Here is a 17,286-nt window from a genome sequence, read left to right as displayed (position 1 = left end):
AACGTATATGATTCGGATGGATAGTGATTTTGAAGTAACACCAGAACTTGTACAGAAGTTACTTGAAAAGCATAGTACAGAACGTGAAAAGCGGCTTTTGAAGTATTATAAAGGCGAGCATGACATTGTAAATCGCAAGTTTGATGATGAAACAAAGCCTAATAACAAAGTTGTTACAAACGAATGCAAACGAATTACAAATGTAAGTGTGGGTTATTTCATCGGTAAGCCTGTCAGCTATAGTACGACTAAAGACAATAAAGGTTATATGGAGCGGCTACAAGAGGTTTTTGACTTAAATAATGAGCAGAAAGTAAATGCTGATCTTGCTAAATCCGCTAGTGTGTATGGATATGGCGTTGAAGTCCTCTATACAAGTCAATCAATTACAGGTGAACTTGAAATCAGGTTCGCTTTTTTAGATTTAGAGGAGCAAGACGTTCTCTTAGTATATGACCGATCTGTTGAGAAAAACTTGATTATGGCTATACGTCATTATTCGTATAAAGATGTACTAACAGATCAAACGAATAAAGAAGCTTATGTATATACTGCAGATTCTATCTATCACTTTAAAGAGGGCGAGAATGGAATGAACTTAGTAGATGAAGAACCTCACTACTTTCGTGAAGTTCCTATTAATGTTTATTACAACCGCGATAATATCAGTGATTTTGAGGATATCGTTACATTAAATGATGCGTACAATATTTTGCAATCCGATGATATTAATGAAAGTGAATATACAAATGACGCTTTTTTATTAATAAAAGGCATGATTGCTGAGGATGAAGATATTCAAAAAATGAAAGAGAAGCGGGTTATTCAATTGGATGATGCTTCTGAGGGTGCAGGTGTTGAATGGCTCATTAAAAACCTAAATGATACGTGGAAGGAAAACTTAAAAACACGCTTAAAGAATGATATCTATACGATTTCCGCTACTCCTAACCTATCTGATAGCTCATTTGGTGGTACTCAAACAGGAGAAGCGATGAAGTATAAGTTAAAGGCATTTGAGGATAATCGCGCTTCTAAAGAGAGGGAATTTAAGCCAGCTCTTCAGCGGCGTATTCGTCTTATCACAAATATCCTAAACTACTTAAGAAATAATTTTGACTGGCGTAATATCGTTCCTAACTTTACAGCTAACTTACCTAAAGCAGATTTAACCATTGCAGACATAATAAACCTTGTAGGGTCAAATATTCTGAGTAAAGACAGTTCTCGTGCTGCTATTGGTATTATTGAAGATCCAGCACATGAAGCGGAAAAGGTGCAGCAAGAAAATGAGGATTATATCGATCTAAATAAACCAAAAGAGGTGAATATAGACGATGAGCAAGATGAAGAAGCGCTTCAAGGCGATAAATAAGCTCTTAGATGGGATGACTACCGCTAAAGAGAAGTTAATCGTCAATATGTATAAGAAATGCTTCAATGAAATGTATGCTCTTTTGCATAAGCAATATAAGCAGTACCAGACAGACGGCATTTTAACCTTCGAAGCGATGATTAAACAGAATCGTTTAAAGAAATTTGAGAAGAAAATGATTCAGCTGCTTACCATGCTTAATAAAGATGTTGGTGCTACTATCTATGAGCACCTCCGTGCTGTTAGGCTGCAAGGTTATTACCGCTCATCTTGGATTATTGAAACCATGTCTAAAGTCAAACTTGGTTATCGTATAGTTCCTACAGATGTATTAGAGAAGTCTATTGAGCATAACTTTACGGGCCTCACTTTAAACGACATATTAGAGAAACAGCGGAAAGAAATCATTCTCAGATTACGCGAAACAGTGACAAAAGGGCTTCATGAAGGGCAAAGTATTCAAACGATGTCTAGAGCTGTACAGAAGGATATGGGCGTTAGTGCTGGAAAAGCGAATAGAATTGTCCGTACTGAGTCCCACCGCTTAATTGAAAGTGCCAAACATGAATCTGTTGAGCATGCGAATAAAAGCGGCGTAATTATGGTTAAAGAATGGAATAGCTCAGAGGATGAACGCGTGCGCCAGAAGCATAAAGCCAATCACCGTATACTTAATAGAAAGAAAATCTTTGTGCATGAAAAGTTTAAGCAAGGTTTAGGAGAAGGTGACGGCCCTGGCATGATGGGTACTGCTGCACATGATATTAATTGCCGGTGCTTTCTTACTTATGAGATTGAACGTATTGAAGCTAAGACACATGAAGAGTTAGCTAAGCTTACTTATGAAGAGTGGATAAAAACAAGATTAGCTATATAATAGACTTCTCACTCATATGGGTCTACAGTTTGTATGTTACTATGTGCTGGTTTTGTCGGTTGTCCTGAAGTGAAGTGGATCACTAGTGAGATAAAAACCATGTAAAGTATTCCTAACAAAATAATAAAACCAAAACAACCCAATTTCTCTAGTAACCATAGTATCATCTTTAAAAGTAAACCCAATATACCTAATGCTACAGCTAAAAAAGGCATTAATAATAACAATCCCAAGAGTGCTACAGGAATTAGTATTGCAGGAATGCCAAGTAAACTTCCTATAATTTCTACTATTAATCTAAAGAGGTGTTCCAAGTATTTGTCCTACTTTCATCTATTAGTTGTCTAATAAATTATCGGTAACACCGTCAGTATGTTAAGTAACTGTAATTTAACTTATGGGGAACGGGTGAGAATAAGATTATCTGCTTAGTGAAAAATATATAGTTGTATAAATGGTAAAGTATTTAATTAATATTTATAGTTTTAATCTTTACTTAAGGTGATGACAAATAGGAGATTTTTCTACAAGGTGTATAAATGATTAATATCTTTTTAATGAAATGAAATCAGTTTGTAATAAGATCTTTGAAGGTGTTAATTGTTTTGTGGAAAATAAAAACCTACTTTAAAAAGTAGGTTAAATTAGGTCTTCGGGTGCTTTTTGTTCCATGCCATGAGTTTTTCTAACAGTACGACCTGTAGTTGCTTTTGAAATTCTTTTTATATCGCTTTGTAACTTATCTTTAGTAATTGGATCATCTTTAAAAAAAACAGAAACGTGTTCTGATAAAGATATTGCTTCCTCGTTAATGTCAATAATGTCATTTTCAAGTACCGCTACCTTACCAGCATGGCTTTTTTCAAACTCTTTTACATTAGCAATTGTTTGAGCTTGTAAATCAAGAAACGAACTCATTAGTTTCCATCCTTTCAGAAATTGGAATTTGACTTGCTTTTATAGGATACACCAAACAGTAGAAAAATACTAAACAAAGATATTACACCTTTAACAGGTGTTTTTTTAATGCCTTTTTTTATGTTTGTAGGCTTTAAAGAACAGCATATAAAACATTTTTATAGGAGGACACTATGAAATTACAAGCTTATTACGAAAATAAGAAACATTTTGCCAGTGCATTAACTACTCCATATCTTTTACGTTCTAACCTTCAATTTTTCTCTGATCCAGGTGGTGCCGGTGGAGAAGGTGGAGACATAGGTAATGGAGCGGCTGGTGAAGGTGGTGCAGCTGGCACTGGAACTGAAGGAGGTGATGGAGGCGGAGATAAGCTTTCTTTTACGCAAGAGGAATATGATAAAAAGCTGCAAGAAGATACAGCTAAACGTCTTGCTACAGAGCTAGAAAAACAAAAAGAAACAATGCGTAAAGAGTTAGAAGAAACGATTAAAAAAGAGCGTAAAGAAGCAGAAGAGCTTGCAAAGTTATCTGCTGAAGAACGCGCTAAAGTGGAACAGGAGAAAGCTAAATTAAAGTTAGATGAAGAAAAATCCGCTCTCGAACAAGAAAAAGTGAAATTTGAGCGTGAAAAACTTTTTCTTCAAACTGAAAAGATTCTTTCAGAAGAGAAGTTGGATACTCGCCTTGCTCCTTTTTTAATTGGCGAAAATGCTGATAATACACATGAAAACATCAAGTTGTATAAAGAAATTCATAAAGAAGCGGTACAAAATGAAGTTTCCGATGTGCTGAAAGGCAAAAAACAATTACTTGGTGGCGGTGCTAACCTTTCTGAGATTGAGCAGCTAGAACAACAATATCAAAAAGCAATTAGTGAAGGTAAAACGCTTGAGGCAATTACTGTAAAAAACAAAATCTTTGCATTGAAAAACAAATAAAATACGAATTTTAGGAGGCAAAATCTATGCCAACAGGTACTTCTTATAATCTACCCAACTACTCTGGAGAACTATATACTGCTGATGCAGAAATTACTCCATTTTTACGAATGATTGGTGGTCTTACAGGTGGTTTAGAAACATCTAATAAAGAATTCTCGACATCAAGCCTTTATAACTACCCAAATCCAAGCCAACCAGCAATTAGCGAACAAGCCTCAACAGTTGCGCCTGCGGCTCGTACTTATACACGTAGCCAAGAGAAGAACGTAACACAAATCTTTCAAGAACAAGTTTCTATCACGTACCGAAAGATGTCTAACAGCGGTCGTTTAAGTGGTATCAATACTGCAGGTCAAAGTAATAATGCGCCGAGCGAGAAAGATTTTCAAATTACACGTTCCTTAACTAAGATTGCCCGTGATGTTGAACATACATTTTTAAATGGTAATTACAATTTAGCTACAACAGAAGCGGAAGCAGATCAAACACGTGGTATGTTTGAATTATGTGAGCAAGGAAATACAGTGAAAGCTAACGGTGCCCGGTTCAACAAAGGATTAATGCAAGAGCTTTTACGTGAAATGGCCACAAACGGAGCCTTGTTTTCTAACATGGTTTTATATGCAAATGCATTAAATAAGCAGCTTATTACTGAAAATTATGCTTACGCTCCACAGGATCGTAATGTTGGCGGCGCAAATATCCAACAGATTGAAACGGATTTTGGAAGAATTGGTATTGTATATGACCGCTTTGTTCCTGCTAATGGTATCTTGCTAGCAGATCTTGAATATGTAGCTCCTGTATTCCAAAACGTACCGCAAAAAGGTGTTCTTTTTTATGAAGAACTAGCTAAAACGGGTGCAGCGGAATCAGGTCAAATCTATGGTGAAATTGGTCTTGATCATGGCCCTGCATTCTTACATGGTTCAATTACAGGACTAGCAACAGAGTAAACTTAATTGTTTGCTCTTTTTTATTACATTTTAAAGGAGGCGTGTATAATGACTGCTGAACAAGTAGAGCAAATGGTAGGTATTCAACCAGAGGTAAAAGAAATCATTATTGACTTAATTAAGCGAGTCGAGACGCTTGAAGGAGCTGGCGCATAATGAGGTTTGAAGGTCGCGGAGTAGTATGGGACCAAAAAGCAAATAAAGCGCTCTGTCGCTTCAAAGATGGCTTTATTGAAACAACTGACAAACGTATCATTGAGGGTTTGAAAAAAGCGGGATATAAAGGCATTAAATCAACTGGTACAGCCGCTAAGGGTGCTGCAGAAGAAGCAGCGGATGAGGATGTAACAGAAGTAAATGAAGCTTGATGAATTAAAAGTTAGGCTTAAAATTCCCGCTGAAGATACAAAGCAAGATGCATACTTAACAGTTGCCTTAGATGATGCCATTGAGGATGTGCAAAAGCATTGCAATGATAGCTTTATTGATTCAGATACTGATGAACTAAAGTTACCAGGTGGTGTTAAGCAGGCTATTACAAAGCTTGTGAAGGCATACCAAGAGAATAGCAATGTTCAATCACAGTCCCTTGGAGATATGCGTAAGTCCTTTTTTGAAGGTGGAACAATGAACGAGGTTACGCGTTTGTTAAAGCCTTATGTAAAGAAAAAGGTGAGATTTTTATGAAGATGACCATTAAAGATACAAATAATATGGATCAATTAAGCAAGAATTTAAAGCGGCTGAACAAAACATCTATTAAAGTGGGTGTCTTCGGCAGCGATAATGCTGAATTAGTGAAAATTGCTAGTGTACATGAGTACGGTATGACAATTAGGCCTAAGAAAGCTAAAATGCTTGCGATTCCAGTAAGCCCTAAAGCAAAAGGAAAGCGTCCGGCTGATTTCCCTACTCTTTTTAATCCAAAAGGAACAAAGGTATTAGCCATCCCTAAAGGAAAAGACGATATGGAAGTATTATTTGTACTTATGCATTCTGTAACCATTCCAGAGCGGTCATTTATCCGTGCTGGCTATGATGAAAATATAGATGCCATTAGCAATAAGGTAGCGGATTTGGTGCCTCAAGTCATTGCTGGTAACGTTCCATTTGATGCATTTGCTGATATGGTGGGCTTAGAGCTTGCGGGTAAGATTCAAAAGAAACTCCGCTCTATTAGTGATCCAGCCAATAGCCCAACTACTCAGACAGTAAAACGTTCATCTAATCCACTTATTGATACAGGTAGATTAGTTGGCGCTATTCGTCATGAGGTCGTGGAGTAATGAGCAAGCAATTTGAGTTTGCTGATTTTATAGAAGAATTTCAAGTTGAGTTTACCGCCTTTACTTCATCTGGAGAAAGTGGCTGGGACCGTGAAAGCGGCGAATATGTTGAAAGTATAATTATACCGGTGCAAACGGTTGGGATTATACTTCCACTTAGTGAAGATGATTTAAAGTATGCTCCCCAAGGCACGTATAGCGAGAAGTCCAAAAAGTTGTATGTACTGGAGCCAATGGAGCTTAATCAAGAGATTGAGTATAAGTCAGACCGCTACGTTATTCAAAGTTTTAAAGACTACAGTGATTATGCTGATGTTTATATTTACTATGCTGCATGGCGTGATAAGGGAGGTAGTGAAGCATGAGTGTAATTGAGACATTAAGGAAGCGGATTTTAAAAGATACGCAGTTTTTACTTATTCCTGCTGATACTACTAAGGCAATACCTGAACTACCATATGGCACAATTAAGCTCATTTCCTCCATGATCAGGGATGGAGAAGGGCAAGGAATTGAATATATACAAGATATTCAGTCAAAGTCCTATCAAGTAAGGGATGAGCGATATAAGCAAGTTCTCTCCTTTAATATATTTGCTGAAAATGAAGAAGCGGCTTTAAATTACGCAAAAACCATTCATCAATGGTTTATTTTTTTTGGCCGAACATTCTTACAAGAGCAGCAAATTGTTGTGTTAAAGGTAGGAAATATTGAAGATCGAACGACTTTCTTATTAGAGAGTTATGACTACAAACAAGGGTTTGATGTGAAAATCCGTGTAGCGGAGCAGTTTAGTCAAGAAATTGATTACATTGATTCTATTCAAATCCCACCTATATAGGAGGTATGAAATATGGCGTTACAAGACGTAACCGTAAGTATTGAATTATCAAAGCCATCTGGTCTAGTAGGGCTAGGAAAGCCGCTTATCATTACACAAAAGACCGGTGCTAGTACGATTAAGAACTACAGCGATATTGAAGATGTGAAGCCTGACTTTGCTGCCACAACAGAGGCATATAAAAAAGCTGCCGCTATCTTAGGACAAGAAAACCGTCCAGCCTCTATTGCTATCGCTACGTATGATCCAGCTGATACAGCAGTTAAGAGTGCCGTGGATGCAGTAGGAAAGTATTTTGATAATGATTGGTTCTTTGTCTTAACTGCTGGTGTAGAGCTTGAAGATGAAATTGCTGTTGCTGATTATGTAGAAGGAAAGAAAGTAAAGTTCTACGCAGCAAAAGTAACGGATGTTGATGATTTAAATGCATTCAAGGTGAAGAACTATGCATATGTATTTGTTTTCTATCACCCTACGGATCAATTAGAAGCAGCCGCTGTAGGTGCTTTAGGCAGCCTTGAGGTTGGTTCTATTACATGGAAATTTAAAACATTAGCTGGAATTACACCTGTTGCTATGACCGCGGATGAATTAGAAGCTATTCATGAAGCGGGTGGTAACACATACGTAACGAAGGCCGGAACGCCTCAGACCAGCGAAGGGCTTACAGCAAGCGGCGAGTACATTGACGTTATTCACGGCAAATCATGGCTTAAAGTAAACATTGAAAATAGTGTGCAGCAAGCCTTTGCAAATAACGGAAAAGTATCATTTGATAGTCGAGGAATTGCGTTATTAAACGGTGCCGTAACAACAGTACTTCAAAAGGGATTTAAGCAGGGGATTATCGCAGTTGATGACGACGATAATCCAATTTATACAGTAGAAACTGTATCAAGAACTGAAACACCTGCAGAAGATCGTGCTGCTCGTGTGTACAATGGTCTCTCTTTCTCATTAGAGTTAGCAGGAGCTATTCATGAAGCAAAAATTAAAGGGCAAATTGCTGGTTAAGAAGGAGGAATAGAACAACATGTATGATGCTAAATTGGTTACTGTTACTGTAGATGGTCGTTTTATTACGGGCTTTGCTGATGGTTCTTTTGTGAGCTCAGAAAAGGATGAGGAGTCTTTTTCTTCAAAGGTTGGTGCTCAAGGAGATGTAGCTATCTCTAAAACAAACAATCCACTTGGAACAATTACACTTACTGTACAACAGGAATCACCATCGAATAATTTCTTGAAACAAAAGGCTAAGTCTTTAACTCCATTCCCTATTTGGGTAACAGCTCCTAATGGTCAAGGAGGAACTGAGAAATCTGGTGGTACACAAGCCCTTATTAAGAAGGCACCAAGTAAAGAATATGAAGAAGAGTCAGGATCTCGTGAGTACGAGTTCCAGGTGTTTGATTATACTGAGGCTTAATGATTAAGAATCAATCAAACAATCATAAAAAACAAAAAAATAATAATACAACGAAGCGGTCCAATTATGCCGCTTCTTTGTATTTACATTACAAGGGAGAGATTTTTAAAATGGCTACTAAATTAGGAACTCAAAAACAAGTTGAAATCGAAGGCGTAACATATACACTGCAACACCCTGGACAACGCGGATTTACTCAAATTCAAGACCGCTGCCAAATGAGTGAAGGTCGTTTTTCTAGTGAGAAATTCTCTGAAGAAATCTTTAAGCATGTTGTAGTTGATCCAAAAGTAAGCTGGGACTATTTCGATGGCAACGAAGACAAGGGAATTGAAGCGCATGAAGGTTATGAAGAGTTAATTAAAGAGGCTTCTACCTTTCTTAGAACAGGAAAGACCACAACAGAATCTTAATTTCTATAAGCAATTAGTAAAAAAAGATTGGAATTTCTGGAGGCCTATTGTGGCTAAGGTTATTTCCTATACAGAAGCAATTGAAATGACAGAATTACAGTTATATATGGTGAATGCTGCTATTGATGTACAAACAGATAAAGAGAACGCCGCTACCAAAACGAAGTAAAGCGGTGTTCTTTTTTATGTCTGATAGTTAATTTTTGAGGAAAGGAGGAAAACATGTGGAAGATGTTCGTAATCTCTCCGTATCTATTGATCTCTCTGCAGATGATAGTCCCATAAGAGAAGTCACAGACACGATGAATGAGTTTAAGCGGGAAGCTCAAACTACAGCTAGAGAAATCCAAAATCTAGGTCGTACATTTAGCTTCTATACTCAATCCGCTACTAGTGAAGTGCAGCGAATGGGGCAGGCATCAAGGCAGTATAGCCAGTCAGCCGCTAGTGATGTACAAAGAATGAGCGGCACAGTAGCCAGAGAGACTAGATCTGCCAGTAACGACGTACAGAGAATGTCTCGTGAAATGCAGAACAATAGCCGTTCTACAACTCAAGGGTTTGAAGCGATGGGCGAAACGTTCCGTGAACAGTCTAATACCATTCAGAGTGAATCACAGCGTATGAACAATCAATACCGCAATACGACACAATCAATGGCCGCTGAAGGTCGAAGAATGAGTACTGAACACCAGAAGGCTATGCGTAGGATGATTGACGAATCGAAAGCTTTTACAGACTACATAAGTCGTCAAAGTGATGTTGCGCGTAAGCTATCCAGCACTATGGGAACATCAGCTACTCATTTAGCTGAAGAGTGGTCTTATATGTCTGTAGAAATGCGCCAAGCCTTAATTTCAAACCATAATAATCTAATGAAACACAAGCGGGATTTGATGGATGTTGAAATGAACATGTTCAAGCTTGGTAATCAAATGGGGAATTACACCGGTACGACAGGTGAGTTCATGGATGAGATATACAAACTAGGGAAAGAGCACAAGAAAGTCACAGATGCCATGATTAACTCCAATATAGCGGGACGACAAAGTATTATCCAACAGGTTGCTGTTATGAGTGCAATGAGTGGTCAAAGTGAAAAAATCTCTAAGAACTATGATAAGTTCGGTAATTCTTTAACACGAGCCAACAAGCCGCTATTAAATATCACAAGCGGGTTAGAACGTATGGCACGCCAAGGAAGCGCCGCCCAAATTGCTCTTGAAATGCTTGGCCCTAATGCGAAGATGAAAGACCTTCAGGATATGATTGGTGTTATTACCCAAGGGATTATGCGTCAACAGTCTGTTTTATTAGCTGCAGGTGCTGCGTGGGTTGGATTTACGGCCATTGTAGCTCATTCAGCGATGGGTGCAGATGTATCTGATAACCTCGATGCTCAAGCCCAAGCTTGGACTGACTATAGAGATGCTGTTCAAAAACGAACGCAGGAAATTATGAATACCTGGAGCTTATTTGAAAAAGCTCAAATAGAAAAGACAAGTCCTCAAAAGCTACTCTCTAACTTGCAAGGCCAAGTAAAGATAATGAGGGACTGGTCGAAAAACCTTAGTCAGTTGGCAGCAAAAGGCTTAGATGAAGGTTTTATTAGTAGTTTACGTGAAATGGGACCAGAAGCAGCCGGTCAAATCGCAGCACTAAATAAAATGTCTCGTCCAGAACTAGATAAGTACGTTGGTTTATGGAAAGAAAAGCATCAACTAGCGAGGAAAGCGGCTGTAACAGAATTAGAAAAGCTCAAACAGGAAACTCAGCAGAAAGTGAAAGAGCTGCAAGGTGAGTTAAAGCCTTTAGGTCTTGCTTTTGAGGACTTCAAAGGAACCTGGGCTTCTGCATTAGCGCCATTCGTTAATACATGGGGACAAATAGCGGCTGTGATCGTAAAAATTGGTACAGCTGTAGGAGATTTCGTTAATACATTAAACTCAATCAGTCCAAACATTACAAAGATGATTGGCATGTTTGCGTATTTAACATTAACTTTCACTATGCTTTTATCTCCGCTTGCTATTGGTATTGGTTATGCAGGAGGTGTAAGAGCGGCATTTGCTGCATTATGGCCGATTATTGGACCGTTTGTAGTTGGTTTTGCTTCAGTAGCTGGAAGTGCCATGTTATTAGCTGGAGCATTAGTAGTTGTTGGTGTTGCTCTACAAGATACATGGAAGCATTCAGAAACATTTAGAGGCATTATTACGGGTGCGTTTAATGGAGTTTCTTCTGTTCTAAAGCCTGTAGCGGATCTAGCTAAAAGCGTAGTCAGTGCTATTGCTGGGTGGGAATTTCTTTCTCCTGTTATTTTAGGCTTAGCTGCTGCCTTTGCTACGTTAAAAATTATTGCTGTTACAACAGCAGCTATAGAGCTATTCACCAATGCACAAAAAATGGCTGCTATTCAAACAAAAATAATGACTGTTTTAACGAAAGCATGGACGGTAGCACAACGAGCGTTAAATCTCAGCTTACTTGCTAATCCTTATATAGCTATCGCAGCCGCTATTGTGGGTATTGGTGTTGCGCTGGTATTAGCTTATGACCGATCTGAAAAATTCCGTAATGTAGTTAACAATACGTGGTTAGTCGTAAAAAATGCTGTACTAACGGCTGTGAGTGTTATTGCTAACGTTACTTCTACAATGTGGAATAAGGCACTGGAATCTACGGAAGGCTTCAGAGCAAATGTAGTAAAGGTTATTAGTGAGCTAGGTCCAGCGATTGCACAAGGATTTCAAAATGCTGTCCAACAAGCGGGATCTTTCTTTGCTAATATCGGAAGCAATATTGCTGGGCTTTTCGGTCAAGGCCTGAAGGATAAAGCTAGTGGTGCTATACATGGTTTTATTGATCAGTTGAAAACTGGATTTTCTAGTGCGGGGGGTATTGTTTCTTTATTAGCCCCAACGATTACAGCTATTGGCTTAAGCTTCTTAGGTGTATCTGGTCCTGTAGGATTAGCAATTGCAGCGGTTGTTGGATTCATTGGTTACTTATACCGTTTGTCTAAAACAAATGAAGATGTGCGAAATACACTCATTTCAATTTGGTCAGGATTCCAAAATGTATTGTCTTCCATTTTCGGAGCCTTAAAACCGATATTTGATGTATTTGTGCAGTCGTTTAAGGAAACAGCTCAGGCATTAGGTCCAGAGTTCCAAAAAACAGGCAGCATAATTTCACAAAGCCTATCTTCTTTAAAACCTACTTTTATTGAGCTAGGTCAAGTATTTAAAGAATTAGGTAAAGCCTATGTGCAAGTTTTATCTCAACTGGCGCCACTTGCAGGACAGTTGTTTAAGGCTATTGGTAGTGTTATAGCAACTATTATTCCGCTACTAGGACAGTTTATTAAAGCTTGGTTTGAAGTTCAGTCAAGTATCTTAAAAGTGGTACTATCTGTTGCAATGACAGTTCTGCCGATGCTTGTAAAAGCAGTAGGACAGATATTCCCTATGATTCTAAAAATCATACAAACTGTCTTACCTATTGTAACAGGGCTTCTGACTTCTTTAATACCAGTAGTGATTAAAATTGCTCAAATGATTATCCCGCTCATTTTACAAGCGGTTCAGTTAGCATTTCCTCTGGTACTAAAAATTGTGCAGTCTGTACTTCCTGTTGTCATTACGCTGATCCAAACGCTAGTACCAATTATTCTGAAGTTGGCAACGACAATTATTCCTTTAATTCTATCGGCTGTGCAGTTGGTGTTCCCTTTAATTCTAGGGATTATCCAATCTGTCATCCCTATAGTTGTAGGATTACTGAAATTAGTAACAGGTATTATAACGACTGTACTCATTCCAGCGATAAAAATCATTCTAAAAATTGTACAAATGGTCTTTCCAGTAGTTGTTTCAGTTATTCAAAATGCGCTTAATATTGTCATTAATGTCCTGAAGTTTTTTGTCGCTCTTTTTACTGGAAACTGGTCAGGAATGTGGTCAGCGGTCCTTGGTATTCTGAAGTCAATTTGGAATATTATTGCTTCAGTCCTGAAGTTAGCCCTAGACCTTATCGTTTCGGTACTTAAAGCGGCTTGGTCAGTTGTATCTTCTGTGACAACGACAATTTTTACGGCGATTTGGAATTTCTTGAAGTCAATTTTTCTATCCATTTACAGCTATATAGCAGGAAAAGCATCAGAGGTTCTAACAGCTCTGCGTTCAGCTTGGACCACGGCACAGAGTGTAACGAGTACGGTCTTTAATGCGGTCTGGAATTTCTTAAAATCTATTTTCCTATGGATTTATAATGAATTATCTATGCGAGCAACCGCAGTTCTGACAGCCTTGCGCTCAGCTTGGATTACAGTGCAAAACGTGACAACGACAGTATTTAACGCAGTTTGGAGCTTCTTGAAATCGGTCTTTCTTTGGATTTATAACGAGATAGCTGCAAAAGCATCAGCGGTACTTTCAGCACTTCGTACAGCATGGAATACAGTGTCTAGCGTAACGACTTCCGTATTTAATGCCATTTGGAACTTCCTAAAATCAGTTTTTTTGTGGATTTATAATGAGATAGCTAGAAGAGTCTCCATTATAGTTTCTACAATCCGCTCAAGCTGGACTACGGTATCTAGTGTGACAAGCTCAATTTTTAATGCAGTTTGGAGCTTTTTGCGTAATTTATGGCTTACTATTTTTAATGGTATAGCTGGTTTTGTTTCAAATATTGTTGGGAAAATCCGCTCTGGGTGGACTACAGCCAAGGATAAAACAGTTGAAATTTTTAACAATATGAAAAATCATATAACCACAACCTTTAACAACATTGTTGACGGGGCAAAGGCTTTACCAGGAAAAATAGGTCAAGGTATCAAGTCGATGGCTAGTAAAGCAATGGATGGAGTACATGCCCTTGGAAGTAAACTTGCTACCGGTCTAGAAAATATTGTTAATAAAATTACTCAAGATGGTATTAACGACGGAGTATTGAAAAAGTTAGGGGTTACGGATCACCTTATTCCTAGACTAAATATTCCTGGTTATGCTCACGGTACAGGTCGGCACCCAGGAGGATTAGCAGTGGTTGAATTGTACAGCCACACTGTCGAGAAATCGGCAGCATAAAAAAGTGGGTGAATTCAGAGGAAACCTACAGAATAAACGGTTATAAAATGGCATATACGGTATAATGGTATTAGGAACTAGCCCCGTACAGGCGAAAAGGAAGCACCCACTTCCCTGTTCCTTTTTATTTTAGGGGAACAATCTGGGGAGGTTGTTAATAATGAATCTAAGAACATGTAGTATATGTGGTGTTGAAAAATCTGAAACGAGTGATTTTTTTTACTTCCGAAAAGACTCTAACACTTTTAGGAAAGAATGCAAAGAGTGTGCTAAAAACGTGAAGATAAGACGGAATATAAAAACACCTACTAAGTGGGACTACAAAAGAACAATTGAACTTTTTTTAGAACACAATTTAACTCCTTTGTTTGAGGAGTTTGAAGGAACAGTTAAAGCTAAAGAAAAATTAACCGCTGTAAATAAAGAAGGCTACAAGGTCCAAGCTTGCATTGATAAGTTGAAAAGAAGAGGGGATAAACCATCTGCATTTTCTGTATTTAATCCTTACACTATCGAAAATATAGGGAAATATTTAAGAGATGAAGGAAAAGGGTTTCAATTATTGTCATCTGAGTATCGAGGAAATTCACCTAAACTGAAATGGAAATGTAGCAAAAATCATACCTTTGAGATGGCTTGGGCGGATTTTAGCTTTGGTAAAAGGTGTGCTAAATGTTCAGGTGTGTACAAAAGGACAAATGAAGAGTTTTTAGAAGAGGTTTTCAGTGCAACTGGTGTTGAATATACTTTCTTCGGGGAATTCAGCGGTGTGGATACTAAAATGAAAGTAGTTCACAATGTGTGCGGATACGAGTATAAAGTAACTCCTTATAAATTTATTAATGCAGGTCAAAGATGCCCTAGATGCAATGAATCAAAGGGTGAGAGAAGAGTTAGGGAGTTTTTGATATCGAATAATATTAGATATGAAGAAGAATACACATTTGAGGATTGTAGATTAAAACTTCCTTTACGCTTTGACTTTGCTATTTTTGATAAATTAAACAATCTTGTTAGTTTAATTGAATATGATGGCAGGCAGCACTTTGAACCTTCTGAATATTACGGAGGAAAAGAATATTACGAAAAAAATAAAATACGAGATGCAATTAAAAATGATTACTGTAAGAATAACAATATCAATTTGTTGCGTATACCATATACCGAATTTGAAAATATAGAAAAAATATTAGCTGCTCATTTATGAGTAGTTTTTTTATGTGCCATTTTATAACCGTTGATTCCATGGTAACTCTGAGCCAAGCAGTAGGAATCAATTTTTTAGTGTACTACTGAAGGTGCAACGACTAGAAGGTGAGGACATTGAAACCAATAATCCTTCCACGAGCGCCCACCACCTAAACAAGTAAGGTTGTAGGTGAAGATATAGTCTGAGCTATGCGGAAACGTATAGAAGTGAAGGTTAAATTCCTTTACGATAACATAACTGTGGAGACGGACGAGGATCTAATGCAGGCCCTGAACTTTACCGTACCCCTGACGGACGAATGGGTTTAAGTCCTGCTACTGATACATTAATGAACTTACCTAAAGGTACACAAGTGCTATCTGCTACGAATACACGTAAGGTAATGCCTAATTTACCGTTTTACGAGAATGGGAATTCTGATATTAAGAACTTTGCATCCGGTGCCCTAGATTCAATTAAGGGCGGGGCAAACAAAGCGATTAATACAGGTAAAGAGGTGACTAATTCAGTTTTTAATAAGACAAAGGATGTAGCTGGAAAAGCAAAAGACCTTGCATTCGATGTATGGGATTATGCTTCAGAACCTAGCAAGCTTATGAACAAGATATTTGATAGCTTAAATCTCAAGCTTCCTAATATCTCAGGTTTCTTTGGTCAAATTGCTTCTAGTTCTGTAAAGAAAGTAAAAGACGGTGCTATTCAATTTGTAGGCAAAAAAATGAATGAGTATATGTCTATGTTTGGTGGGGACGGTGCTTCTGGTACTGGTATTGGTAGCTACTATTTAGGTAATCCATTCCGTATTACAACAAGATTCACACCGGGTGGAAATAAGAATGATAAGGTTCATAAGGGCGGTGTCCACCACGGTCTTGATTTGGCAGCCCCTCAAGGTACGCCAATTAAGTCTTTAACAGATGGTATTGTTAAACAAGTCCTTATAGGATCTAGTACCGCTGGTAATGGTGTGCGTATTCAAAGCGGTTCAGATTTATTATCTTATATCCATATGATGAGCGCTCCTTTCGTTAAACAAGGGCAACATGTAAAAGAAGGGCAATTACTTGGCCGAGTCGGATCAACCGGCTTCTCTACAGGACCTCACCTTGATTTGAAAATTAAGCGTAATGGCGCTTATATCAATCCGCTATCCTATTTACAAGGAAAAGCGGGAGATGGAGGAGGCTCATTTGGTGCCGCTCCTTCTGGAAACCTTGCACAATGGATTTCTGCAGGTATGGCTAGAGCTGGTGTATCTGGTGATGCTTGGCGTACAGGATTAAACTGGATTATTCAAAAAGAATCTTCAGGTAATCCTAGAGCAGTCGGTGCTCCTACGTCTGACGGTACAGCAAAAGGTTTAATGCAGCTGAAGCATTTTAACTATGAAGGTGATCCATTTAATCCTGCTAACAACATCTATTGGGGGATTAAATATATTCAGGGCCGCTACAAGGGCATTGGTGGTGCAATGAAATGGTGGAGAAGCCATAACTGGTATAAAGATGGGACTGGTATCGGTGGCCATCCGCAAAACGGGCCTGCTGTTTTAGGAGACGGAGGAAAAAATGAGCCGTTTATGCTTCCAAATGGACAACTTGGATTAAGTCCTAATATTCCTACATTATTCCCTGATTTACCTAAAGGTACAATGGTATGGTCAAGCTTTACGGATTTCTTTAAACAATACAATCCGTTCCCTAAACCAAAAGGTAAAGGTGATGAAGGTACAGATCACGGGCCACCCGGTAGTGATTCACCTCCTGTAAGTGAATTTAATGATACGCCTTCTATTTCTTCTTCACAGAAGAGTGTTGTATATAGCCCAATTATTACAATTCAAGTAACTGGGAAAGACGATGCACAAGACGTTGAAGCTAAATTTAAGCAGATGCTTGATGAGCACTATAAAAAAATAGAGGAGCTTTTATTAGATGATTAGGAGGT

The 17,286-nt window shown here is 38.2% G+C and carries 16 protein-coding genes; 15 read left to right on the top strand and 1 reads right to left on the bottom strand.

Annotation, left to right across the window (positions count from 1 at the left end; translation table 11 throughout):
• Positions 1-7 precede the first annotated feature (7 nt).
• Both NST66_RS11205 and NST66_RS11200 read left to right on the top strand, forming a co-directional pair.
• Complete coding sequence (locus NST66_RS11205) at positions 8-1,375, top strand: phage portal protein (protein ID WP_340843349.1); 1,368 nt, start codon at positions 8-10, stop codon at positions 1,373-1,375.
• Positions 1,338-2,252 (top strand): phage minor head protein, encoded by a 915-nt coding sequence (locus tag NST66_RS11200; RefSeq protein ID WP_340843348.1) that lies wholly within the window; start codon positions 1,338-1,340, stop codon positions 2,250-2,252. Before NST66_RS11205 ends, NST66_RS11200 begins: the two co-directional genes overlap by 38 nt.
• A 639-nt stretch (positions 2,253-2,891) precedes the next feature.
• On the opposite strand, the gene NST66_RS11195 is transcribed toward NST66_RS11200, so the two are convergent.
• Positions 2,892-3,170, bottom strand: a complete 279-nt coding sequence (locus tag NST66_RS11195; protein WP_340843347.1) for a hypothetical protein — start codon at positions 3,168-3,170, stop codon at positions 2,892-2,894.
• 173 nt (positions 3,171-3,343) lie between these two features.
• On the opposite strand from NST66_RS11195, the gene NST66_RS11190 reads away from it, so the two are divergent.
• From NST66_RS11190 to NST66_RS11130, 13 genes are all read left to right on the top strand, one after another.
• Positions 3,344-4,111 (top strand): DUF4355 domain-containing protein, encoded by a 768-nt coding sequence (locus NST66_RS11190; protein WP_340843346.1) that lies wholly within the window; start codon positions 3,344-3,346, stop codon positions 4,109-4,111.
• Positions 4,112-4,137: 26 nt separating this feature from the next.
• Positions 4,138-5,070: an SU10 major capsid protein gene (locus NST66_RS11185; RefSeq protein ID WP_340843345.1), complete on the top strand. Its 933-nt coding sequence runs from the start codon at positions 4,138-4,140 to the stop codon at positions 5,068-5,070.
• Between the two features lie 155 nt (positions 5,071-5,225).
• Positions 5,226-5,438: a hypothetical protein gene (locus NST66_RS11180; RefSeq protein ID WP_340843344.1), complete on the top strand. Its 213-nt coding sequence runs from the start codon at positions 5,226-5,228 to the stop codon at positions 5,436-5,438.
• Positions 5,428-5,757 (top strand): head-tail connector protein, encoded by a 330-nt coding sequence (locus NST66_RS11175; protein ID WP_340843343.1) that lies wholly within the window; start codon positions 5,428-5,430, stop codon positions 5,755-5,757. The genes NST66_RS11180 and NST66_RS11175 overlap by 11 nt, the downstream gene beginning before the upstream one ends.
• Positions 5,754-6,356, top strand: a complete 603-nt coding sequence (locus NST66_RS11170) for a hypothetical protein (RefSeq protein WP_340843342.1) — start codon at positions 5,754-5,756, stop codon at positions 6,354-6,356. Before NST66_RS11175 ends, NST66_RS11170 begins: the two co-directional genes overlap by 4 nt.
• Positions 6,356-6,721, top strand: a complete 366-nt coding sequence (locus NST66_RS11165; protein ID WP_340843341.1) for a hypothetical protein — start codon at positions 6,356-6,358, stop codon at positions 6,719-6,721. The genes NST66_RS11170 and NST66_RS11165 overlap by 1 nt, the downstream gene beginning before the upstream one ends.
• Positions 6,718-7,197 (top strand): phage neck terminator protein, encoded by a 480-nt coding sequence (locus NST66_RS11160; protein WP_290099631.1) that lies wholly within the window; start codon positions 6,718-6,720, stop codon positions 7,195-7,197. The genes NST66_RS11165 and NST66_RS11160 overlap by 4 nt, the downstream gene beginning before the upstream one ends.
• A 12-nt stretch (positions 7,198-7,209) precedes the next feature.
• Positions 7,210-8,211: a DUF3383 family protein gene (locus NST66_RS11155; protein ID WP_340843340.1), complete on the top strand. Its 1,002-nt coding sequence runs from the start codon at positions 7,210-7,212 to the stop codon at positions 8,209-8,211.
• Positions 8,212-8,230: 19 nt separating this feature from the next.
• Positions 8,231-8,623 (top strand): phage structural protein, encoded by a 393-nt coding sequence (locus NST66_RS11150; protein ID WP_281998679.1) that lies wholly within the window; start codon positions 8,231-8,233, stop codon positions 8,621-8,623.
• 110 nt (positions 8,624-8,733) lie between these two features.
• Positions 8,734-9,036, top strand: a complete 303-nt coding sequence (locus tag NST66_RS11145; RefSeq protein ID WP_275037503.1) for a hypothetical protein — start codon at positions 8,734-8,736, stop codon at positions 9,034-9,036.
• A 224-nt stretch (positions 9,037-9,260) separates the two neighbouring features.
• Entirely contained in the window at positions 9,261-14,129 is a 4,869-nt protein-coding gene (locus tag NST66_RS11140; protein WP_340843339.1) for a phage tail protein, read from the top strand.
• A gap of 160 nt (positions 14,130-14,289) precedes the next feature.
• Positions 14,290-15,336 (top strand): hypothetical protein, encoded by a 1,047-nt coding sequence (locus NST66_RS11135; RefSeq protein WP_340843338.1) that lies wholly within the window; start codon positions 14,290-14,292, stop codon positions 15,334-15,336.
• 301 nt (positions 15,337-15,637) lie between these two features.
• Entirely contained in the window at positions 15,638-17,281 is a 1,644-nt protein-coding gene (locus NST66_RS11130) for a M23 family metallopeptidase (RefSeq protein WP_340843337.1), read from the top strand.
• Positions 17,282-17,286: the final 5 nt, after the last annotated feature.

The sequence above is a fragment of the Priestia sp. FSL W8-0524 genome (genome assembly GCF_038005965.1).
Classification (GTDB): Bacteria; Bacillota; Bacilli; order Bacillales; family Bacillaceae_H; genus Priestia; species Priestia zanthoxyli.
Note: the sequence above shows the minus strand (reverse complement) of the source record. Positions and strands in the feature narration are given on the sequence as shown.

What these genes read in the sequence shown, in the direction of transcription:
- NST66_RS11205 (WP_340843349.1), top strand. Translation starts at nt 8, where the DNA reads ATGATTCGGATGGATAGTGATTTTGAAGTAACACCAGAACTTGTACAG.
- NST66_RS11200 (WP_340843348.1), top strand. Translation starts at nt 1,338, where the DNA reads ATGAGCAAGATGAAGAAGCGCTTCAAGGCGATAAATAAGCTCTTAGAT.
- NST66_RS11195 (WP_340843347.1), bottom strand. Translation starts at nt 3,170, where the DNA reads ATGAGTTCGTTTCTTGATTTACAAGCTCAAACAATTGCTAATGTAAAA.
- NST66_RS11190 (WP_340843346.1), top strand. Translation starts at nt 3,344, where the DNA reads ATGAAATTACAAGCTTATTACGAAAATAAGAAACATTTTGCCAGTGCA.
- NST66_RS11185 (WP_340843345.1), top strand. Translation starts at nt 4,138, where the DNA reads ATGCCAACAGGTACTTCTTATAATCTACCCAACTACTCTGGAGAACTA.
- NST66_RS11180 (WP_340843344.1), top strand. Translation starts at nt 5,226, where the DNA reads ATGAGGTTTGAAGGTCGCGGAGTAGTATGGGACCAAAAAGCAAATAAA.
- NST66_RS11175 (WP_340843343.1), top strand. Translation starts at nt 5,428, where the DNA reads ATGAAGCTTGATGAATTAAAAGTTAGGCTTAAAATTCCCGCTGAAGAT.
- NST66_RS11170 (WP_340843342.1), top strand. Translation starts at nt 5,754, where the DNA reads ATGAAGATGACCATTAAAGATACAAATAATATGGATCAATTAAGCAAG.
- NST66_RS11165 (WP_340843341.1), top strand. Translation starts at nt 6,356, where the DNA reads ATGAGCAAGCAATTTGAGTTTGCTGATTTTATAGAAGAATTTCAAGTT.
- NST66_RS11160 (WP_290099631.1), top strand. Translation starts at nt 6,718, where the DNA reads ATGAGTGTAATTGAGACATTAAGGAAGCGGATTTTAAAAGATACGCAG.
- NST66_RS11155 (WP_340843340.1), top strand. Translation starts at nt 7,210, where the DNA reads ATGGCGTTACAAGACGTAACCGTAAGTATTGAATTATCAAAGCCATCT.
- NST66_RS11150 (WP_281998679.1), top strand. Translation starts at nt 8,231, where the DNA reads ATGTATGATGCTAAATTGGTTACTGTTACTGTAGATGGTCGTTTTATT.
- NST66_RS11145 (WP_275037503.1), top strand. Translation starts at nt 8,734, where the DNA reads ATGGCTACTAAATTAGGAACTCAAAAACAAGTTGAAATCGAAGGCGTA.
- NST66_RS11135 (WP_340843338.1), top strand. Translation starts at nt 14,290, where the DNA reads ATGAATCTAAGAACATGTAGTATATGTGGTGTTGAAAAATCTGAAACG.
- NST66_RS11130 (WP_340843337.1), top strand. Translation starts at nt 15,638, where the DNA reads ATGGGTTTAAGTCCTGCTACTGATACATTAATGAACTTACCTAAAGGT.